18 protein-coding genes are annotated in these 19,939 nt (G+C 69.0%); 7 read left to right on the top strand and 11 right to left on the bottom strand.

Annotation, left to right across the window (positions count from 1 at the left end; translation table 11 throughout):
• The 5 genes from ACZ4Z1_RS36740 to ACZ4Z1_RS36720 form a co-directional block, all read right to left on the bottom strand.
• On the bottom strand, positions 1-387 hold a 387-nt coding region (locus tag ACZ4Z1_RS36740; RefSeq protein ID WP_468491022.1), incomplete at its 3' end, for a type II toxin-antitoxin system VapC family toxin.
• Positions 384-656: a hypothetical protein gene (locus ACZ4Z1_RS36735; protein ID WP_468491021.1), complete on the bottom strand. Its 273-nt coding sequence runs from the start codon at positions 654-656 to the stop codon at positions 384-386. The genes ACZ4Z1_RS36740 and ACZ4Z1_RS36735, both read right to left, overlap by 4 nt.
• 78 nt (positions 657-734) lie before the next feature.
• Entirely contained in the window at positions 735-998 is a 264-nt protein-coding gene (locus ACZ4Z1_RS36730; protein ID WP_468491020.1) for a hypothetical protein, read from the bottom strand.
• A gap of 323 nt (positions 999-1,321) precedes the next feature.
• Positions 1,322-2,029 (bottom strand): DciA family protein, encoded by a 708-nt coding sequence (locus ACZ4Z1_RS36725; protein ID WP_468491019.1) that lies wholly within the window; start codon positions 2,027-2,029, stop codon positions 1,322-1,324.
• Between the two features lie 106 nt (positions 2,030-2,135).
• Complete coding sequence (locus tag ACZ4Z1_RS36720; RefSeq protein ID WP_468491018.1) at positions 2,136-2,765, bottom strand: GNAT family N-acetyltransferase; 630 nt, start codon at positions 2,763-2,765, stop codon at positions 2,136-2,138.
• 1,038 nt (positions 2,766-3,803) lie between these two features.
• Here ACZ4Z1_RS36720 and ACZ4Z1_RS36715 point away from each other — a divergent pair.
• From ACZ4Z1_RS36715 to ACZ4Z1_RS36700, 4 genes are all read left to right on the top strand, one after another.
• Positions 3,804-4,268 (top strand): TRADD-N-associated membrane domain-containing protein, encoded by a 465-nt coding sequence (locus ACZ4Z1_RS36715; RefSeq protein WP_468491017.1) that lies wholly within the window; start codon positions 3,804-3,806, stop codon positions 4,266-4,268.
• Positions 4,269-4,505: 237 nt separating this feature from the next.
• Positions 4,506-6,536 (top strand): DnaB-like helicase C-terminal domain-containing protein, encoded by a 2,031-nt coding sequence (locus tag ACZ4Z1_RS36710; protein ID WP_468491016.1) that lies wholly within the window; start codon positions 4,506-4,508, stop codon positions 6,534-6,536.
• 256 nt (positions 6,537-6,792) lie between these two features.
• Entirely contained in the window at positions 6,793-7,788 is a 996-nt protein-coding gene (locus tag ACZ4Z1_RS36705) for a DUF6083 domain-containing protein (RefSeq protein WP_468491015.1), read from the top strand.
• Between the two features lie 213 nt (positions 7,789-8,001).
• Positions 8,002-8,418: a DUF6083 domain-containing protein gene (locus tag ACZ4Z1_RS36700; RefSeq protein ID WP_468491014.1), complete on the top strand. Its 417-nt coding sequence runs from the start codon at positions 8,002-8,004 to the stop codon at positions 8,416-8,418.
• Here ACZ4Z1_RS36700 and ACZ4Z1_RS36695 read toward each other — a convergent pair.
• Together ACZ4Z1_RS36695 and ACZ4Z1_RS36690 are read right to left on the bottom strand one after the other, a co-directional pair.
• Complete coding sequence (locus ACZ4Z1_RS36695) at positions 8,399-8,635, bottom strand: hypothetical protein (protein ID WP_468491013.1); 237 nt, start codon at positions 8,633-8,635, stop codon at positions 8,399-8,401. The genes ACZ4Z1_RS36700 and ACZ4Z1_RS36695 overlap by 20 nt on opposite strands.
• A gap of 207 nt (positions 8,636-8,842) precedes the next feature.
• A complete protein-coding gene (locus ACZ4Z1_RS36690) occupies positions 8,843-11,407 on the bottom strand; it encodes a hypothetical protein (RefSeq protein ID WP_468491012.1) in 2,565 nt (854 codons plus the stop codon).
• A gap of 1,121 nt (positions 11,408-12,528) precedes the next feature.
• On the opposite strand from ACZ4Z1_RS36690, the gene ACZ4Z1_RS36685 reads away from it, so the two are divergent.
• Positions 12,529-13,179 carry a hypothetical protein gene (locus ACZ4Z1_RS36685; protein ID WP_468491011.1) on the top strand — a complete coding sequence of 217 codons (651 nt, stop codon included), beginning with the start codon at positions 12,529-12,531 and terminating at the stop codon, positions 13,177-13,179.
• A gap of 326 nt (positions 13,180-13,505) precedes the next feature.
• On the opposite strand, the gene ACZ4Z1_RS36680 is transcribed toward ACZ4Z1_RS36685, so the two are convergent.
• From ACZ4Z1_RS36680 to ACZ4Z1_RS36665, 4 genes are all read right to left on the bottom strand, one after another.
• Complete coding sequence (locus ACZ4Z1_RS36680; RefSeq protein WP_468491010.1) at positions 13,506-15,047, bottom strand: RNA-guided endonuclease InsQ/TnpB family protein; 1,542 nt, start codon at positions 15,045-15,047, stop codon at positions 13,506-13,508.
• 146 nt (positions 15,048-15,193) lie between these two features.
• Positions 15,194-15,742, bottom strand: coding sequence for a GNAT family N-acetyltransferase (locus tag ACZ4Z1_RS36675; protein ID WP_468491009.1), 549 nt, complete (start codon positions 15,740-15,742; stop codon positions 15,194-15,196).
• Positions 15,743-15,751: 9 nt separating this feature from the next.
• Entirely contained in the window at positions 15,752-17,071 is a 1,320-nt protein-coding gene (locus ACZ4Z1_RS36670; protein WP_468491008.1) for a hypothetical protein, read from the bottom strand.
• Between the two features lie 250 nt (positions 17,072-17,321).
• Positions 17,322-18,089, bottom strand: a complete 768-nt coding sequence (locus ACZ4Z1_RS36665) for a GntR family transcriptional regulator (protein ID WP_468491007.1) — start codon at positions 18,087-18,089, stop codon at positions 17,322-17,324.
• Between the two features lie 349 nt (positions 18,090-18,438).
• On the opposite strand from ACZ4Z1_RS36665, the gene ACZ4Z1_RS36660 reads away from it, so the two are divergent.
• Together ACZ4Z1_RS36660 and ACZ4Z1_RS36655 are read left to right on the top strand one after the other, a co-directional pair.
• Positions 18,439-18,675 carry a helix-turn-helix domain-containing protein gene (locus ACZ4Z1_RS36660; RefSeq protein WP_468491025.1) on the top strand — a complete coding sequence of 79 codons (237 nt, stop codon included), beginning with the start codon at positions 18,439-18,441 and terminating at the stop codon, positions 18,673-18,675.
• A gap of 342 nt (positions 18,676-19,017) precedes the next feature.
• Entirely contained in the window at positions 19,018-19,803 is a 786-nt protein-coding gene (locus tag ACZ4Z1_RS36655; protein ID WP_468491006.1) for a hypothetical protein, read from the top strand.
• Positions 19,804-19,939 lie beyond the last annotated feature (136 nt).

Below are 19,939 nucleotides of genomic sequence, written 5' to 3'. Positions count from 1 at the left end.
GTAGTGCCGGTCGAAGGTGAGGATCAGGGGGCGGCGCAGGCGCCAGGCCAGGGCGGCGTTGACGGTGTCGGCCAGGCCGAGGGCGTGGCCCTCGTGGGTGGTCATTAGGGCTTCGGCTTCGGCGAGCAGGTCGCCGTCCACGTCGGCGATCTGTGTGCGGCCGAGGCGGGCCAGGGTGGTCAGGTGGCGTACCGCGCCGAGCGCGGCCCGCTCGCTGGCCTGCCGGGTCAGCAGGTAGTCCAGTTCGGCCAGGCACAGGGGGGAGATGACCAGCGTGCGGGGCATGCCCAGCACTTCGCGGGCGGCGCGGTGGTTACGGTCCCGGGCGTTGAAGACCGCGAGCAGGACCGAGGTGTCGGCGACGGCGAAGGCCGGCGCAGTGGTCACCGGCGCAGGTACGTGTGGGTGTGTTCGGACAGGTCCGGTGGGCCGTCGAACAATGCGGGCCAGTCGGGTACGGCCGGGTCGTCTGCGAGTGCCGTGTCGGGGACGACGACTTGGCCGGCGGCCCACTGGATGGTGACCGCTTCCGGGGACTGGCCGGTGACCGCTGCCAGCTGGCGCAGGTAGTCCGCGGTGGCGCCTGTGGCCGTGACGTGCGCGGTGATGCTGGGCCCCTCCTCGGGCGGCAGCTCCGGCGGCGGCTGGTCGCTCATTCGGCACCTCCTGTCGTCGTCGCTCCTCCAGTGTGCCGGGACGGCGAGCCACTAACCCAGAGATCCGGTCAACCCGCCTCATGCGGGCCTTTGGTGCGGAGCCGCCACGGCCGCTGCTCCGGCTTCACGCGCTGCACGCTCCGCTCGGGCCCGGCGCAGGGCCGCGGCGTGGGAGACGTCGGCCTGGCGGCGGCGCTCGGTGCGGGCCTGCTCGATCGGAGCCGGCTGGCCGTCGGCCACTGCCTCCGGCTCGGGGAACGCCTGGAGGCTGAGCGCCCGCATCGCCCGGATCTGGCGCTCCACCGCCTTCGCGATCGACGGGTCGGCGCGGCTCGGTGGCACGACGGCCTGTGGTGCGCGGCGAACGCCTGATGGAAGCCGGGAGATCCCATCTCGCGCGTCTTCACCAGCGCCTGCGGAGCGTCCAGCGCGGCGGCCCGGGCTTCCGGCGCGGTCCGTGGCGCGGGCGAGATCCCTAGGGGCAGGACCCGCACGGTGCGGACCGCGTCGGTGCGGACCGTGCTGTTCGCCGTGGCGATGATCCGCGCGGTGATCAGGCTCAGCTGAGTGACGTAGCCGAGGAGTCCGGGCGCAGATCCAGATGCCCGGTCCCCGGATGGAACGCGACAGCCGGGACGTGGTGGAGGCAGCGGCGGAGCGACGGCTCACGAGCTGCGCGGTGGCGCACCAGGCGCGTGAACCTCCCACACCGGAACCTGTGCGGCATGTGCGTACCGCAGGTCGGCAGCGAGGCGGCGGGCCGAGGTCGGGTCGGCTGGGACAAGGGCGAGGATCGTGTCGGCGCCCAGGTCGATCATCTGTCGGTTCAGGCGTCGCCCTGCGGTCCGGCAGAACGTCGTCCGGTCTGCCCGCTGCACGCGGTGTTCCGGGTCCGCGGCGGGGCAGTCGGGTGCGCAGGTATCCCAGTCGGGAGCATGTCCTTCGGCGCTGTGCCCGGCGAACCGTGCCCAGACGGCCACCTGGGCACCGAGGGCGCAGTCCATCGCGTGCACGAACACGGAGGAGGTCGTGGTGCCGTACAGCTGGGTGACGTCGTGCCAGGCGGTCTCCAACGACGCGGTCAGCAGTTCGTGGTGCGGCCAGTGCGCCGGCCCGAGGACCAGGAGGCGAAGGGGCGCGGCCGCCGCGACGAGCCCCGCTACGGCCAGCTCGGGATACGCCGCGTTCAGGCGCGCCGTCACCGGCTGGCCGAGCAGCTTCATCTGGATCGACCAGGCCCGTGTCAGGCACCGCACGTGCAGCCGCCTGCCGGCGTCGAGCCGGACGGGCTGCACCCAGTAGGCCAGATCTTCGCCGACCGCCTCACGCCACCAGGCGTTCAGCTCGGACGGTTCCTGGGGAATCTGGTTCATTACGCGACCTCTCCGGCCACGCGGTGGCGGGCGCACTATTCGCTCCCGGCAGCCAGCCCGGAGCCTGGAGCGCGAGGAGCTTGGTCTTCCACCTGGTTTGGCCGAGTCAGTCGAAGACGCCGGTGAGCGCGACGCCGGACAGCCGGACGGACCGCTGGAGCGGCAGCCAGGCGGTGCGGGCCGCCGGGTTCTCATTCAGCACCAGGGGCCCCTGCCCGCTGTGCACGGGTACGCCGGCCGCGACAGTGCCGACGTTCCAGCCCCACCGCGTGTAGACGGGAACCAGGTCGTGGCGTTCCGCCGCAAGGTTGGTGACCAGCAGCCGATATCCATCGGCGCGTGCCTGGTCGCTGAGCACGGTGACCAGAGTGCGGCCGATGCCCCGCCCCTGGAGGTCAGGGCGAACGCCCAGGGCGTCCAGCCACAGCAGCCGGCGCAGCGCTGTCTCCTTGGCCACTCCGGCGTCGGGCAGGTCCAGAGCCTTGCCGATGGCCAGGGCGACCGCGGCGGGTTCGCCGTCGACCTCGGCCATCAGCCCTCGGGCGTAGGAGTTTTCCGGCGAGGGATGATGCAGGTACAGGTCGAGTGTGGGGGCACTGAACGGTTGGACCGCTCCGGTGAGCAGTTGCCTGACCGTGGGCGCATCCTCCGGGGTCAGGGTGCGGGTTACCACAGCGGTGCGGGGCCGAGTGGGTCGCGTGCGGTGCTGTGCTCGGCGGCGTGAGGCTCTTCCCATCCGGACAGGATGGCACGAGCCTATGACGGTCTTCCCGGGAAGTGTCCGAGGAACACCGAGTACGGCACCACCGTCTGTCCCTACCGCACAGCCCGCATCTGCTCCTGAAGATGAGCGGCAGGTTGCGGGGTGCGCTGCGCGAGCCGACCGGCCGGGGCGAACCGGAGGAAGCGCGAAAGGAACTGCGGTGCCTCGTCCGGACCGAGCTCGACGCTCCCCGGACGGCCCACCGGCCCCTTCTTCCTGGCGGCCGACGCCTCTGCCGCCGCGCACTGCGTGTGAGCCGAGCAGCAGCGTGCACACCGTCCTCGGTGGCTTGCCCACGCTCGGCAGGCGTCAACGGCGGTGACGGTCGCCTTCTGTCCCTTCGGGCCCGTGCTCCTCGGTATCGGAGGCAGCAGGCGCCCCGGGCCCGCCTTATTAATGCGGTCTTCAGTCAGCACCGCGCCTTCGTCACCTCGTGCCAGCCACGCAAGGCCGATGACACATCACTGCCTCAGCGGTTCTCGTGCCTGACGCGGGTTGGGTCGCTTGCCTTGCCGCCGCACTCGTTGCAGTCAGTGCGACGCAGGTCAAGTTGACGAAAAGGTGGACGCGATACCACCGGATGCACGACGATGTTCGACTATGCGAAACCAAGACGAAGCAGAGCGGGCAAGGCAATCGGAAAGCAGTTCCCCACGCAGATTCCTTCTTATTTTCTTCGCAACGGCAGCCAGTATAGTCATAGCCCTTCTCGGCGTTATCGCAATGGAGGCTGAGCAAGAAAGCTACAGAAGGTTCGGCTTCGGGGCGATGGGAGTCGGTGTAGAGCTTTGTATTGTGGCTCTCCTAGTACGGCAATTAGGCACTCGCGAAGAACGTCGGGTCGATGAGGGGCGCCAACGGGTACGAGCTGCGGAACGAGACCTTGAAGCAGCTCTGCGCATCACCCACGCAGGTCGCGAAGGCCCCGGCGTCGCAACCGCCCCAGACGACCTGGAGCCTGACACCGGACTGCCGTACCGTGAGCCCCTGGCGCAGCCCACACCCACCCCAATGCGGCTGGCACTGCCGGAACTGTGGGCGGTGACCCATAGCCGTTTGGACCTGTATCACGATATCGCAACGGGCCAGGCAAGGCGATCTTTTCGCAATGCGCAGTTTGCCATGGTGGCGGGCTTTGTTTTGCTCGTCGCCTTCGTCACTGTCGCCCTGAATGCGAGTACCACGACCGGCAGTGTCATTGCTGGCGCCCTGGGGGCGGTATCGGCAGCGCTCGCAGGTTTCGTGAGCCGCACATTCGTCCGGTCCCAAGAAGTTGCAGCAACTCATCTCCGGGCATATTTCGACCAGCCGCTGGAATTCTCCCGGTACCTGGCAGCCGAGCGGCTGATCAGAGACGCCGAGCTGGATGATTCCCAGCGAGCGGACGTCGTGACGGCTCTGGTTCAGGCAATGGTCTCCAGCCCTCCAGCTTCGGCACCGAGTGTGAACGGCCAAGCCCCGAGTGGCGGGGCCTGACCACGCAAGGAGCCGACCAGCGATGGGCCCACCTGATTCCGGGCCCTCATCCCAGCTCCGACCTAGGCACGTATAAAGGCCGGATGCTGTGACCAGCATCCACCGTGCCGACGGCTACAGGTGGTGTCCTACGCGCGCGGGATACGAACACATGGTCCCATTACTCTGATCACTTGGTGAGCGTTGTCAGTGGTGTCGGGATACTGGAGGCTTCGCCGACGTTGCCGTGGGGGGACCGTGGACCGTATACACCTCGAGCTTGAGACCGACGATCCTGATGAGGCGGCCGCCTATCAGGCGTACTGGCATCTTGCGGAGGACGCGGAGTCCTGGGTGCAGACCGTCGCCGCTGTGCGAGAAGCCCACGGGTTGAAGCCGCAGGACATGACCCGCATCGTGCAGACCTGCGGGCGGGCTCTCGTCATGGACGTGATCTGTCCCCAGTGCGAACGACCCTACGAGGTGGCCAACCGCACCGAGTTCGGGCAGGTCATCCGTCAGGGCAATACCCAGTGCGGCTCGTGCCGGGCGGCGGTGGAGGCCGAGCGTGCCCGAACGGCAGCAGAGCGGGACGCGCGGCGCCGCAAGCAGATCCGGGAAGCGTTTCCCGTCTACTGTGATGCTCCGCTGGAGCCGGCTGACCTTACTCTCTTCCAGGCCGTTGCTCTGCACGCTCTGTTCAGTGACCCCGCGGTGGAGGACGCAGGGCTCACCACCCCGTCGGACATCTGGCCCAAGGAGCGCCGCTGGGCGCCTGACACTTTGCGCTGGGACTATGAGCGCCGTCTGCTGCACGCCGACCTGCAGACGATTCAGCCGCACCCGGATTCCCATCCCAATGCCTTCGTGACGGACGGGGACAAGGTTGAGGGCACCTTCTATCTCGGCCGGGTGAGTTATCACCTGCTCGGGCCGGAGGATGTTTTGGCCGATCGGGCCCCGCGGCTCCTGGGCGCGCTCAACCGCGTCTTCCGGGAGGGGCCCTGGCCCGCTCCCTGGCTGGATCAGTGGCAGAAGTTGTGGAGCGAGCTGGCCCTGGCCGACGCCGCTGCCTACCTCGACATGAAGCTGGGCGAACATCACCTTGAGATGAAGCAGGGCGAGGGCACCCGCGCCGCGTTGGAAGACGCGCTCGCCACCTTCAGCCTCGGGCAGGTGTTCAATTTCATCTACCGGGCGGCCAAGGATTCCGCGGCCTACTACCAGCGCGGCGGGGTGAACAAGCGGCAGGCCGCCAACAGCACCGTCGGCCGGATCAGCGCCTCCGCCGACCGGGCACGCGCCAACGGCTGGGACGTCAAGCCCTTCGGCCGACCGTGGAACCTGCCGCTCTCGGCTATCGGCGAGGTGTTCTTCAGCAAGGTCATGTGGCAGGCCGACATGATGGAGAAACCGGCTCGGCAGGCTCAGCCGCCGGTACACGCCTGGCCGGCCGCAGCCGATGCCCAGGGACCCGATGCACCAGAGCCTGATCCGACCGGGCCGCAGGCGCACCCCTGGGCCACTGCGGCACCGGACGATGATGCCCCCTGGCCGAAGGCCAGCGAGCTGTTCAGGTTCGAGCCGGGATCAGTCACCGCGCTGGTTTCCTTGCCCACGGCGGGCAGGTCGACGATGGCCTTGAACATTGCCCTGCACCACGCCGAACAGGGACGGAGCGTACTGTTCACCTGCGGCGAGCTCAGCAAGCGGGACATGCGGGAAAAGATCGTGGCAGCCAAGTACGGCTTCGATCTCGCGCGGCGGGAGGAACCGCCAGGCGGCTGGGAGGACTTCAAGGCACGCTCCGTCGAAGAAGTCAGCCGGCTCAAGCTCTACACCCAGGACAGAAAGTCGGAAGAGCCGGTAGAGAAGTACTTCAAGGCGGGCCGTATCGCCGCGGCCGGCGACCGGAGCACGCTGGATTTGTGGGTGCTCGACACCGTCCAGCACTTCAGCCAGATCACCGACGACGGCCTTGACCTGGCGAGCAGCATGTCGCAGATCCAGCGGATCGCCGAGGAATACCAGGTCCCTGTCCTGGTGACAGCGCGCGCCCTCACCGACGAGGAGGGCGAGGAGATGAGCATCCAGCACGTTCCCTCGGCAGTGGCACAGGGCGCCGAGACAGTGCTGGAGCTCCACCGCAACGGCATCTACTGGACCAGCGGCCCGCACGCGAAGGAAGCCACCGTACGCGTCCTGAAGTCCCCCCGGGTCAAGGTGGGGGCCTCCTGCCCCCTGCTCCTGGAACCCTCGTACTGCCGGTTCATTGCTCCGTCCGCCTGATCACGGCTTCGTCACACGCCCTCGCGCTGGTGCTCGGGGGTGCAGCCGTTTCCAGGACGGCAAGATCCTCTACCTCCGTGGCCTCCTGCCGACGGCCGCGGTCCACCTGCGTCCGTGAATGCTGTCCCGGTCTCGCATTGCGATTTCGACCGCCTGGAGAGGCTTTCTGGCGTATATCTATGCCATGACGGGCCATCAGCAGAGTTCGGGCTTCCATTGGGACGGCACGCCGCGTCGACCGCATATGCCGCGGAACATGCGGGTCTGGGGCAGCAACGCCTCGCAGGAACTGCGGGCCAACGCGCAGGCACAGTGCGTGTACTGCGGGCATCCGATGGAGTACTTCGACCGGTTCGATGGCGGGCGCATCCCCATGCTGACGGTTGAGCTGCCCTCCGCCCGGCTCCCCGAACGGTACCGGTGGCACATCCAGGGCGGAGTGGCCTACCGCGGCGACGGCGGACTGGACCGGTGCCGGCTGCCGCACCCGGTGGTGTGCCCGACGGCCGAGCACCAGGACGACGACGAGGACCTGAACGACGTCCGCCGCCGACTGGGGGTCGCGACACGCAACGCGATCAATGCGGGGCTGTTCACCCCGCGAGTCCAGGGCACGGACGAGACCGAGGTCGCCGAGCAGCACATCAAGATCGAAGACGGTGCGCAACGCCACGTGGTGCGGCACGCCACCAGCCTCTGGCTGGCCCCCACCACCGTGGATGCGCTCAGGTGCGTCGCACGCGCCGCCGGGACCACGGACGAGCGGTGCGACACAGCAGTGCTGGCCGGGCAGCCCGGAGAGGGCGGCTGGGAAGAAGTGGACATCCCCACTCCGCGAGGGCGCGAAGGACAGCGCGTGCTGGCGGCCGGAGACACGATGTGGGTATGGACCGTGCACGTACTGGACTTCTCCAGCCTGCAGCGGTGGATCCGGCAGCGCTGTCCCAATCACTGGCCGCCCAACAGCGTCACCGACGCGCTCCCGGCCGAGTGGGTCCATTTCGACCCCGTCCGGCACGGAACGCACATCCTGCATCGCCGTCCGGCCGACCTGGTGCCCGCGCCGCGGCACGAAGACCCCTTCCGGCTGGAGTTCAGCCCGCAGCGGACCGACTGCGCGGTGACGGGCTGCCGCAACGGCACCGTCCTCCCGGTGGAGGAAGGCTGGGTCTGCTACAGCTGCGAGCGTAAGCACCGCCGCCGGGCGGCAACCCATCGCAAGTGGCAAGCCGGCGCCGACGCGCCCGAGTGAAACTGCCCTCCTGCCGTAAGCAGTCCGCCGTGCCGGCACCGTCACCACCAGATGCCTCCGCACTCCGGCGCGCCTGGCCAAGAGCTATCTGGCAGCCCCGCCGTGCCGCCGTCACCCTGCGGTTATGGGGGACACGTCCGAACCGCGCACCTGCCGAGGCTGCAGTACCGCCGACGTCGGCGTTACCTGGCGCGGAGACCCGTTCGGCGCGCTGTGCAGCACCTGCTGGGCCGCACCGAAGCCGGCGTCGACCACCGGCAGGCCGAAGCCGAAGACGCCGACGCGCCCGCCCCGCCCGCACCACCACTCTGCCGCGCGTGCGGGCGTGAACAAGACCGCTTCCCGACCGGATACGGCCACTGGATCCTCCTCGAACCCGACATCCGGCCGGCCGCGCGCGATGTCCCCGAAGGCCGCCGCTGGGTCGTCTGCGACGACGGGGCCGCCGTCAACTGGGTCGGTGCCTCCCCGCCGGCGTACTGCCGTATCGCCCACCGCCCCGTCTGCTCCAAGAGCCTGCGCCCCGAAAAGCTGCCCCGCGTCTTCCTCGCCGTCTGGGAGCTCAACACCAGCTACGAACGCCGCATCTACGCACAGGACGCCCTGCCGTTCACCGACGAGGAGCAGTGACCCGGGCGTCACACGCCGCACAGTGCCGCCGGGCCGGGACGAACAACTGATACGTGTGATCAGCCGCGTCGTACACCACCCACGCCCTGATCCCGCCCAGCCGCAGACCGAACGCCAGCCCCTCCAGCCCCTTCCGGGCCTCCGCATCATCGGCCGGCCACTTGCACGAAAACGCCTTAGCCGCCATCACACACCCCACTGCCTTCTGCTCGATCACGAAACTCCATCACGGCCCACCCCATGCGAAGCCCGGTTCCGCCGTTCCCGCCCCGCCCGGCCGCACATGCCCTACGGACCACACGGCGACGCCAGGTGTGCGACCGCTGATGGGATGCTCTGCGCTGCCCGCAGCCGGATGCGGCCCGTCTCCCGGGACGCCGCCTCCGCGCCGCCCGCGCTGCCGGGGATGCTCCCTCAGGCCGGCTCACTGCCGCACCGCGGTGGTGTGCGCGGCCAGGGCGCGCCGGTAGCCGGCCGAGGCGTTCTCCCGGGTCCGCACGGGAGCGTCAGCCGCCGGTGCGGACCCGGGCGCCTGCTGTGCGGCGCGCACCCGCGCCGCGGCCGCCGCATACGCATCCAGTGCCGGCCGCTGGCCCGCGAGCTGCCCGGACCGAGCCTCGATACTGCGCAGGATCTGGGTACGGGTCTTGAACAGGTGGCGAGCGGTGGCGTGCCGGGCCTGCTGGGCAGCGTGGGCAGCGGCGGCCTTCGCGGCCTGGCGGGTCGGGTAGCGGTGCCGGGAGCGCATCGTCGCCTCGTAGGCCATGCGGGCCTCGGTGTCGGCTTCGGGGAAGCGCGCGAGCAGGGCCAGGGCTGAGGCGCGGTAGTCGGCGGCGGCGCTCTCCGCAGTAAGCCGGGCCATCACGGCCAAGGTGCGTTCGGTGCCGCCGGCGGCGCGGGCCTGCTGACACTTGAGGCGGATCTCCTCACGCACCTCGGCAACCACCTGGCTACGTACGGCCTCGATGTCGGCCGGGTCGTCGAGGTCGGCGGTGGCGGCGGTCGCGCAGAGCATCGCTTCGTCCAGGTGGTTCTCCACGGCCTGGCCGTCGCGGCACACCGGGCACAGACCGCCTGCCTCCGGTGCCCCGCACCCCTGGCACGGCCGTGCCCGCCGAGCCTGCTCGGCGATCTCCGCCTCGGCCTGGGCGCGCAGCGCGGCCGTCGCACGAGCGGCCTCGGCCTCGACGGCCTGCCGACGGCGCTGCTCATCCCGGGCCAAGTCCGCGGCCACCACGTCACGCAGCCGACCCTCCACCGCCTGCCGACGGGTCTCGGAGTCGGCATCGGGCAGCTCGGCGCGGACCTGACCGGCGACGCGGGCACGGCGCTGGCGCCGGTCGGTGAGCAGGTCGACGCAGCGTTCGCACGCGTCGCCGGTGTGCATCAGGGTGCCCTCGTCGCAGCGGGCGTCGAAGCACTGGCTGGAGCGGGGCAGGCCGCGGCCGAGCAGCCAGCCGACCGGGTCGGTCACCGCGTCCGGCCCGCCGGCCTGGGCCGCCAGACGCCGCGTCAGCCGCGCGGCCAGGACCCCGGCGGCGCGGTCCGGGCCGACGACGCCCGCGGCGTAGCGCAGTTCACGGCGGACCGCTTGTTCGACCAGGCGGCGGGCACCGGCACGGTCCAGCCGGTCCCAGAGCACCCGCACCGGCTCCAGGACCGCTTCGAGGTCGCCGCGCGGCCGCGGAACTTTCCCCCGCGGACCGCTGGCGCACCCCAGACCGGACCTGGTGCGGGACATACGCGCATGCTCCTGCCCCGCCGAGGGGGTCTCGGTCGAGGCTTGGCCCGCTACGGCCGCCTGGGGCTGTCCGTTCTGCTGAGGGATGGGGACGGGAAGACTGTTCGGCTTGTCCCCGCGCAGCGGGCCGCCCATACCGCCAGCAAGCCGCAGCCGGGCACCACCCTGGTCGTCCGCTGACCGGTCCTCGCGCGCACCCGCGCGTCCCGGCAGATCACCGCACCCCACACGGCCGTAGCCGGAAAACCCACCAACACCTGCACACTCCCCCACCTCAGTAACCACACCAGGGTGGTCAGCGTGAAGGCTTGCCGCAGCGTCGGGCTCTGCAACACCAGCCTCATCCGCCACAGGCGCCCCGCTGACCTGCGAATCCGTCTCCGTCTCCGGTGTCCCACCTGCCCCTGCCGCAACGTCGGGGTCTGAAGAGTCGGACTTCCGGTCCTCCGCACGGTCCTCCCGGACGACGCCGGCCGCCGTGCGGCCGTGCGCGGCGGCGACCGCCGGCACCACCAGCCGCGTACGGTGAGCGAGATCAGATGCGGTCTGCACCCGCACCCGGCGCACCAGCCCCCGGGCCTCCAAGCGCTCCAGCACCCGCTCCCCCGCCGACGCCTTACAGCCCAGCAGCCGCGCCACCGTCGCCGCCGCCCGGCCGCGCCGGATGTCCACCGCACCGCCGCACTGCCGCACCCGCCCGGTCTCCCGCGCCTCCAGCACCAGCAGCAGCAGCGCCAAACGGTCCGTCGCCGCGCCCCGGCCGGTACGCGAACCGAGCAGCCCGGCCGGTGTCACCCGGCCGTCCCGGTGCGTCCAGCCCGGCGCCATCACGGCCTCCATCAGCCGCAGCAGCGTCGCGTACTCCTTCTTCGACAGGTTCAGCGGATGCCCGACCACGTCCTGCGCCGCCCACAGCGGCAGCACCCGGCACTCCAGTCCGTCGTCCTGGCCGAACTCGCCCTCCGCCGTATCGACGGAGACCACGCCCGAACGACGCAGCACCGGCAGCACCGCGGAGGCGACGTACGACGCGGACAGACCGAGCCACCGACCCAGCTCCGATGTACGGATCTCCACCACACCGGTCTCCGACGGCGTCCGCGACGCCAGCACCAGCACCGCCAGACGCACCGCATCCGGCACACCCTCCAGACCGGGGACGTCCAGCAGCGCGCGTACCGCGCCCCGCAGTCGCGCACGCGCATGCCTGCCCAGCGCCAACGGATGCCCCGCCGCACGCTTCGACATCCGCTCGCCCTGAGCCGGAACAGGCCCCAGACGCGTACGCCTACGCCGCGGCTCCGGCACACGGAACTCGAACGCGGCCACCGCCGCAGCCGCGCTCACCGGCACACCCCCGCCACAACGGACAGGCGTACGGACGTCGGCCGAGGCCTGACGGACGGGCTCAGAGCAGGAAAGACGGAGGTCAAGGTCGTCATCTGCCGACCTTCACCCGCTGCGCCTGTGGATAGATTTCCGCGAGCCGCCGCTCCCGTCCCGCGAATCACCGTGTTGCGGACCGGTCCCGCCTGGCGGGAACACCGGGGCACCGGGGCCGCCGCCGGAGAGGTCCGCCGAACCACCGCTCGCACGCTCCGGCGCCACCACCCACGCCGGCCGACGACGGGCACAGCCCGTACCGCCGCCGCGCGCGGCACAGCGAAAACCGACCGCACGATCGGACAAAACGGGCATTTTGTGGGTGGGGGTGGCGCGTTACACGCCATTTGGGCATGGGGCTGCTGGCCTAGGGCAGCGCGATGCTGCATTATGGGTACGTCCTCACTCCTAGGGGTGGGTACGACAAAGCCCCACTTCGGTAGGGCTGGTTCTGGGGAGAACCTGATATTTCGGCCGATCAGCCGGCGCCAACCGTCTGATCAGGGCCCCGGCCCGGTCGCCAAACCGAGCCGTGACATGAAGGCCGCGACGGGTGCGCCAACACCCAGCGGCCAGGGCGGCAAGGCCGCCCAGTAGACCTAACTCATCTCAACCTCCGCGGAAGCGGTGTGCCCGCACGCGGACCGGTGCGGAAGAGCAGAAAAGACACCCAGCCGGAGCGACGTCTGCGTCGCTGCTACGGCGGGTGCCTTGGTGTGTGCCTGCTGGAGGGTACGGGTACCCTGAACCACGACGTGACCTCCTTCGACTTTAGGTCGCGTGGTGCCCCGCAGCTTGCTCAAGGCTGCGGGGCTCAAGTCTGTATAGGGGATATTCGAGATCACTCTACCCCCACAGCACACTCCTGAGGGAACGCACCGCATACCGTGTCGCTGTGCCCCCGTAGGCTCCTGACACACCGACAACTCCACATTCACCGGCGGCCTCTCCCCCGCCCCGCAACCACCCACGGCATGATGATCACCATGGACACGCCCGACCAGCCGATCACCAGCTACGCCACACCTGCCAGACGCCGCGGGTACGTACGCGCCATGCACCAGATCGCAGCCGGCCGCACCCCCGGGACCCCGGTTCGCGTGTACCTCAGCGCGCCCCCCGAATTCCTCACGCGCCCCAGCTGGCAGCACCGCATCGACACCATCCGCGCAGCGCTCCCCACCGGCAGCGAACTCCTCACCTACCAGGACGCCTTCGACCCGGCCGCGGACTACCACGCGCAGTGGGCCGCCCTCGCCGAGACCCTCGACGGACTCGTCGTCACCGGAACCCGACGCGACAAACGACGCCCCCGCGAGCAGACCCTCGGACCCATCGCACGCCAAGAGCTGATCACCATGGTCAGCGCCGGCCGCCCCGTGCTCCTGCACCGGACGGAGTACGGGCTCGTACCCGTACTCGACTGCCGGCCCAAACGCATCGGGCAAGAGCCTCACCAGCGGTTGCGCCTTACCATCCCCCGAGGCTGGTCGGCAAGCGAACCCACCCTGCAGGCCGCCCTCGCAGCTCTCGATCCGGTCGGCTCCACCACCGCCAGGGAGGTGCCGAGGCAAGGCGAACCCAAGAAGCCCGACCACCTTGCTCGCCCCTTCGCCGCAGCACCTCGTCAGCCGTAGAAACAGGCCCCCGTCAGGGCCCGAGCACACCGAAGGCGGCGGATACAGTCCGGGAACATGTCCCGCCTCGTGCTCCTCGACCGGCAGGTAGCGTTCAGCGAGACGGTCATCCTGATCGCCTACGTTGAGGAGTAACACCTGGAACGTCCTCCTTCCGGTGAAATGCGGCAGTCAGCCGTATCGGCGAGTCGTTGCGCCGGTACTCGTGCCGACTGGTCGGCCGTCCCCTGTGCGGGTGGGCCAGACGATGGTGCGGCGTAGCCTGACCATGTCGAGACCGACCGTCCCTCGTGCGCGTGGACTAGACACTTGGTGACGTGGGCTTTTTACTCACGCGACTGCGTGCCCAGCGTGGCCGGGGACGCCAGCGGGTCACTCCGCTGGGGTGGCACCGCGCCCGGAGGCTCGGTGTCTTCTCGCTTCAGCGCACTACGCCTTCCGCCCTGCGGGACGAGAGGTCTTACAGGTGCTCGGCGAGCGTTTCGTGTCTCCCCTGTGTCAGAGGCGACAGGCAGATCACAGATCACGGCGTGGCGGGCGATGTTCCGGGCTGCGTTTTCGTCCCGGTCCGTCGCCAGTCCGCAGCCGCCGCAGTGGAACGTCCTGTCCGTGAGCGTCAGGCGTGGGTTTTGCCATCCGCACGCGGAGCAGGTCTTGCTGGAGGGAAACCAGCGGTCCAGGACCGCGAGCTTCGATCCGTACCAGCGGGTCTTGTAGGTGAGCTGCTGGCGAACTTCACCGGGCGCGGCGTCAAGGATTGCCCGGTTCAGCCCAGCCTTCTGCCGGACCCGCTTGCCGGGGGTGTCACGGGTGCCGCGGGCGGAGCGGGTCATCCCGGCGACGTGCAGGTCCTCCACCGCCACCGTCGAGAACCGGGTCGCGAGCTGTTTGGTCATCGCGTGCAGCGCCGTGGCCCGTCGCACTGCCACCTCGTGGTGCAGGCGGCCGACACGATGCCGCGCTTTCTGTCGGCGTGCCGAGCCCTTCTGCGTCCGGGACAGGGACTTCTGCGCCTTCACGAGCTGCTTCTCAGCCCTCATAAGGTGCCGCGGGTTGTCCACGAACCGGCTCTCCGGCACCCTCGCATCGAGGGGCTGGGAGAGCGCGGCGAGGTACTTCACGCCGAGATCGACACCGATAGTGCCGCGCCGGGCCTGGGCCTTCGTCGGCTTGCCGGGCAGCTCAACGACGACCTTGCACAGCACCGACGCATACCAGCGATGCCCACCCCGCGAGACAGTCACCGACTGCACCTGCGCACGGCCACGATCCAGCAGCCGCACCAGACGCTTCGCGGAGTCGCACAGCCGCACTTCACCCACCGTCGGCAGCCGCAACCTGCGGTACCCCACCGGCCGGATCCCGGGCCGCTTCACATCGTGATGCAGCCGAAACGCATCCCGACAGCGGCCCTTCTTCTTGAACCGGGGATAGCCCACCGCGCGGCCGGCCCGCTTCCCAGCCAGAGAGGCGAGCCAGTTCTGCCACGCCCGGTCCGCGTCGATGAACGCCGACTGAAACGCGTGCGTGTTCACCTCATGCCACCACGGACACGGCCGCTCCGGCCCCAGCGCGCCCTCCGGCAGGCCGCCCTTGCGTGAATCGCCTTTGATCAGGTTCAGGTGCTTCTGGATCTGAGGCTTCGACGGCACCGGCACCTTCACTCGCCGCCGCGCCTCCGCCTCCGGCACCCCCTGGTCGACGAGTGCTTGGACCTGGGACCGCCACTCCTTGTGGGCGGCCACCTTCATCCCCAGCGCGTGATTGAACGCCCACCGCGCTGCGCCGGCGTGCCGGAGCAGCACCTCCACTTGGGCAGGACGAGGATCCAGCGTGAAACGGAACGCCTTGAGGACTTCCTGCTGCACGGCTATGAACCCCCTCTAGCCTCGGGGTGATGCTCCGACACTCCTGCGCAACCGTACTCATTTAGGTGGCACAGTTGCAATGTGGAGGTTGCTTGCTGCGCCCACTCGGATTGCTTACTCTGGCGCGTGGTCGTCGTAATGTCGCTTTAGTGGGCATTCCATTCGTGGGCGAGCACGGAATGCAGGACGCTGTCGCGCCAGGCGCCGTTCGTGTACACGTGATCGCGGAGCACGCCTTCCTTGGTGAACCCAAGTTTCTCCACCAGCGTGATCGAGGCTGTGTTGTCCGGCCCGATGGCAGCGCTGATGCGGTGTAGCCCCAGCTCGGCGAAGGCGTACGAGGTGAGCGCACGGGCGGCGTCGGTTGCGTACCCGTGTCCCCACTCCGTGGCAGCGATGGCGTAGCCAAGCTTCCCGGCCTTGACACCAGCCAAGCCGATCCGTGCGAACCCGATCACGCGTGTTTCGTCAGCAGGTTTAGCCACGGCGAGGTAGAACTCGGTTCGCGGCTCCTGTTGGGCACGTTCGAGCGTCCCCTTAATCATGGCGGCGGCCTGGGCGCGGTCGCGGCTGTCGAAGGACAGCCACGCCGTGACCTTGTCGTCCCCGACGATCCCGAGGACATCGTCGATGTCTTCCAGGGTGAACTCGCGCAGGACCACCTGGCTTCCGACGATGCGGATCGGGTACGTCAACAGACTCTCCTAACGGGGGAGGGATTTGAGGGGAGTACGGGTGAACATTTCGATTTGTTCCTGCAGCTCCGAACCAGCCTCGGCGAGAGGCGAGTCACGCAGGGCGCGGTGGACGCGCTGAGTGCAGGTGATGATGCCGTTGATCCTCTGCTCGGGCACCAGGTCGAGGACGGGGGAAACGGCCTCGGCCGCGCCTTCGAGTTCGCCCATCTGGATCCGGGTAATGGCCAGGGCACTGCGAGAGCCGGCCTGGTCGCCGAAGGCCCACTCCGGTGAGGAGGCGTCCTCATACGCTCCCACCGCCTGCTGCGCGTAGTCGGTCGCAGTGGCGGATTGGGACGGGAGCCAGGACAGAGCTTCGGCCGCATAGTAGAGCTGGCGTGCCCGGCCGAAAGCACAGAGACCGCCGAGTTCATCGACCTCGTCCTCCTGAACAGACTCCCAGGCGGCTTCGGCCCTCTCGATCGCGGAGCGGGTCGCGTTGGCATTTCCGAGCGCGGCCCAGGCGCGGGCTTCACTAACGGGCAGCCACACGCTGGACGTGTTGTTCGCCGCGAACTCGGCCCCCGACTGGGCATAGCGAACAGATTCCCGCGTACGGCCCGCCCAGTACGAAACGAGGCTCTGAAGGCCGCGGATCCACGCGCGAAGGCCGTTGTGGTCGGCGTTGTCGGCGCAGACGAATGCAGTGCGGGCCTGGGTGAGCGCAGCATGGGGATCGGAGAGGTCGTGGCTGGCCTTGGCCAGCAGCCCACCGGTCACGCCGGCGAGGAAGTAAAGCTGGCGCGCTTGTGCAGGACGACGCTGCTGCTCGAGCAGCGTGAACAGGGTGTCCTGGGTGGTGAGGAGATCGGGGAGTAGCTCGGTCAGGGGCTGCTGCGGGTACTCCGTAGCCAGCCGCTGGACATCTGCGTGGACCTGGTCCAGGACATCCGGAGTGAGGTCGGTCTGCCCTGCCGCGAGGGCGAAGCTTTTGGCTCGCTGCGCTGCCATTGCGATTAGCTCCTTGTCCGCCGTAGGTCGGCTGGTGGGGAGGACCAGCCCCTTGGGTCCATCCGCCGCTGGCAGCGGCCCGTTCCACGGAGCCAGGAGTTCATCCAGCGGCTTTCCGAACATGTTCTGCAGAACACGGCGCATGACGGGAGTGGTGCCGGCGCGCTGCCCGCTTGCGAGGCGGCGAAGGTGCCGCGAGCTCAGGGTGACGTTCTCCCCTAGCTCTGCGGCGAGGTTCCCGAAGTCCTGTACGACCTCGTCGTACGTCTTTGGCTGCTCGCGCAGTAAGCACTCCAGCAGGGTGCGTGGATCTCCCTGGCGCGCGTTGCCGGCCACCGGTCCTCCCGAGTCACGTTTCAGCGCTCTGCATTCCGAGTGTCATCCGCAGACGTCGGTAATGCAGCAGAGCAGAGCCCCTGGTCCGGCAGCGGTCCTCTTCATGTCCGGTACTGGTCCGGGACCAGGCCGCTGCTGGACCTCGTGTGGTCATGCTCCCTCATCAGACCGTAGGGATTAAGCAGTTGAGGCAGATGAGGCAAATGGTCACGTGGAGGGAGGAGCCAAGATGCGAGATGGGGCAACAAGCTCACGGTTGATGGGGCACTCGATACTGCAGCTCGTACAGGTGTCCGGCCTTGACCATCACCGAGACCTCGATGGGCAATTTCGTGTCCGTGGTGACGATCCGGAACGTCCGCAGGACGGGTACGTCCTCGGGGAGCTCCAGGAGACGCACTTCCTCGGGGGTTGGAACGCGTACGGACACTCGGTCGACGGCGTTCTTCGGCGGGTTGCCCATCTCGGCGAGGAGAGCTGCGGCGCCGCCTTTGATGGGGCGCCGATGGACCAGCGCTGTGCCGTGGGCGATGTCCGCTGGATAGTAGGAGTGAACAAGCTCGGCCGGTTCCCCATCGAGCAGCATGAGGTGGCAGCGCAAGACCGCGGTGCTGCCCTTGTCGAGGCCGAAGACTTCCGCCACCTGAGCCGGCGGTTCGTCCTCGGTGACATTGAGGAGCGCGGTGCTCGCCTGCCGCTTGCGCTTCGCGGATTCAGTGATCCAGCTGTACGGCGCACCCTCTGGAGAGGGAGGCATGTACGAGGCGGGATCGACGACCTGCTGAGTCGTTCCCGAGACGAAGACGCCCGCGCCAGCCTTGCCGACAAGGAGCTGCTCGTCCTTGAGGAGCTTCAGAGCGCGCTGGATCGTCTGGTTGACGACGCCGTACTTAGTGATCAGGTCACGGACGGACGGAACCTTGCTTGCCGGTGCCATGTCTCCGGACAGAATCAGGGCACGCAGCTCGGCAGCGATCTGTTTGTGGCTGGGCCGGGTGTCCTCATGTGGTCTCGCCATTCAGCTGATCCGTATCCGGTAGTGCGGGCGCCCCTGCGTCTTCATGGTCATGGGTGTTGCGAGGCTGGTTCGGTCAACGGCGAGCCGCGCCAGGACCCAACAGGGCTGCCAAGCGGCAGCGTGGCACGCTCGGCTTCTCGGCGCGAGAGGTCTTCGCTGTGGCCACGGCCCGGCTCGCGCGTGAAGCGCGGGGATGACTTGCGCGTCCGCTCCCCCGCCATACGCCCCTCCTTGATCGCGGTCCCCGTACGCCCAGGTTATATCGCCTTGCTAACTGAGTCAGTACGGCAAGGAGCATCTGAAGCTATTGCAACTGTACTGGTTTGATGAGTACAGTAGTTCTGTGCTCATGGAGAGCGCGCCCGATCGAAGCGAGGTCGTCATGCTGCGCGTAAAAGAAGTCGCCGCCGCCCTCGGCGTGCACCCCGCCACGGTCTACCGGCTGATCAAAGACGGTGAACTCGAGGCGGTCCGCAGCGGCCGTCCACGACAGAAGGGCACCAAGACCCGCGGCGGAGCGATCCGCATTCCGCCCGAGGCGCTCGAAGCACACCTCGCCAGGGCGGCCATCGCCACTGGCGGGTAGTGGGTGAAGGTCCGCATCTGAGCTTCACTGCACTTTCGCCGGGCTTTCGGGCCCGGCTCCCCCACCCGGAACCGCCCTCGGGCGGCGTCGGATGAGGGAGCCGGAACGTCGGTTCCTCAGAAGAGCACCACCGCAGGATGCCCCTTCCCCTTGACGGGGAGGGCCGGGGTTGATGGCTCCACCAAATCCCCCGGGTCAGTCCCCTGGCTGTCTGGCTCCTGCTGCACGTCGCAGCGCAGATGCGTTGTCCGCTCGTCAGGATGCCGGGGTCTACCTGTGTGGCCTGACGGGCGGAGAGAGCACCGCGACGCTCCCTCCCCCAGCCCTGACATGGGAGTCCTCATGACGATGACGTCCACGATGCCGACGGCCCGGAAGCGCCGCCGCAAAACTCGCACCAAGGCGGTCAACCACCGCCCGGCGATCGTCGCCTCCGGCCTCAAGGTCAATGAGATCGACCTGACCCCTGGCAAGGAGCACGTGGTCTGCCCCGACTGCTCCTGCTGGTGCCCGATTACCGGCATGCTGGGCACCCCGAAACTGGTCCCGCACCACGTCAGCCGCGCCGGCACCACCGCGCCGCGCCGTTGCTCCCCTGGGAGTAACCGCCGGGTCACCATCGACATTGCGGTCGACGCGTGGCGTACGAGGTTGACCGAGGCGGTCCCGACCACCGCGTCCCGTCGTGCCACCAAGGTGCTCCCCAAGCCGCTTCCGGCTCCGGTCGCCCCGGTCGCCCGTATCCACGCGGGAGTCACCCTGAAGACGGCTCGGCAGGCCTATCTCACCCACATCGAGGAATGCATGCGATGCGGCACCGGCCAGCACTGCACGCACGGAGGTGTCCTCGCCCACCGCTACGTCCTCGTACGCAATGAGGAGCTTGCTCGCCGCGAGGCCCGCAAGCAGTCGGCACCGGCTGGCTGCAAGGCGCAGTGGACCCAGCGCGGCGGCGAGACGGTGGAGATGGCGAACAACCAGTGCCGTCCCCGCTGGGACGGCACGGTCTCCGAGTTCCGCGGTCCCCAGGTTCCGCTGGAGCCGCAGGACGTGGAGGCGTACGAACGACGCCAGGCCGCACTGGCAGAGCTATACGCGCGGAGGAAATCGGCCACGTCAGGCGTCTGATCCGCGCACCGAGACGAACAGCCACGGCCCCTGGGCACCCCCACCCCGGGGGGGTGAGGGGGGGTGGTTGTTTTTCCGTCAAACGGACGCCCCCCGGGAAGCGTCCCCCCCCCGGGGTAACGTCCCCCACCGGACA

Source organism: Streptomyces sp. NPDC030165, from assembly GCF_055573595.1.
Note: the sequence above shows the minus strand (reverse complement) of the source record. Positions and strands in the feature narration are given on the sequence as shown.

What these genes read in the sequence shown, in the direction of transcription:
- ACZ4Z1_RS36660 (WP_468491025.1), top strand. Translation starts at nt 18,439, where the DNA reads ATGGAGAGCGCGCCCGATCGAAGCGAGGTCGTCATGCTGCGCGTAAAA.
- ACZ4Z1_RS36720 (WP_468491018.1), bottom strand. Translation starts at nt 2,765, where the DNA reads ATGGGAAGAGCCTCACGCCGCCGAGCACAGCACCGCACGCGACCCACT.
- ACZ4Z1_RS36690 (WP_468491012.1), bottom strand. Translation starts at nt 11,407, where the DNA reads ATGTCGAAGCGTGCGGCGGGGCATCCGTTGGCGCTGGGCAGGCATGCG.
- ACZ4Z1_RS36665 (WP_468491007.1), bottom strand. Translation starts at nt 18,089, where the DNA reads ATGGCGAGACCACATGAGGACACCCGGCCCAGCCACAAACAGATCGCT.
- ACZ4Z1_RS36705 (WP_468491015.1), top strand. Translation starts at nt 6,793, where the DNA reads ATGCGGGTCTGGGGCAGCAACGCCTCGCAGGAACTGCGGGCCAACGCG.
- ACZ4Z1_RS36685 (WP_468491011.1), top strand. Translation starts at nt 12,529, where the DNA reads ATGGACACGCCCGACCAGCCGATCACCAGCTACGCCACACCTGCCAGA.
- ACZ4Z1_RS36735 (WP_468491021.1), bottom strand. Translation starts at nt 656, where the DNA reads ATGAGCGACCAGCCGCCGCCGGAGCTGCCGCCCGAGGAGGGGCCCAGC.
- ACZ4Z1_RS36655 (WP_468491006.1), top strand. Translation starts at nt 19,018, where the DNA reads ATGACGATGACGTCCACGATGCCGACGGCCCGGAAGCGCCGCCGCAAA.
- ACZ4Z1_RS36725 (WP_468491019.1), bottom strand. Translation starts at nt 2,029, where the DNA reads ATGAACCAGATTCCCCAGGAACCGTCCGAGCTGAACGCCTGGTGGCGT.
- ACZ4Z1_RS36715 (WP_468491017.1), top strand. Translation starts at nt 3,804, where the DNA reads ATGCGGCTGGCACTGCCGGAACTGTGGGCGGTGACCCATAGCCGTTTG.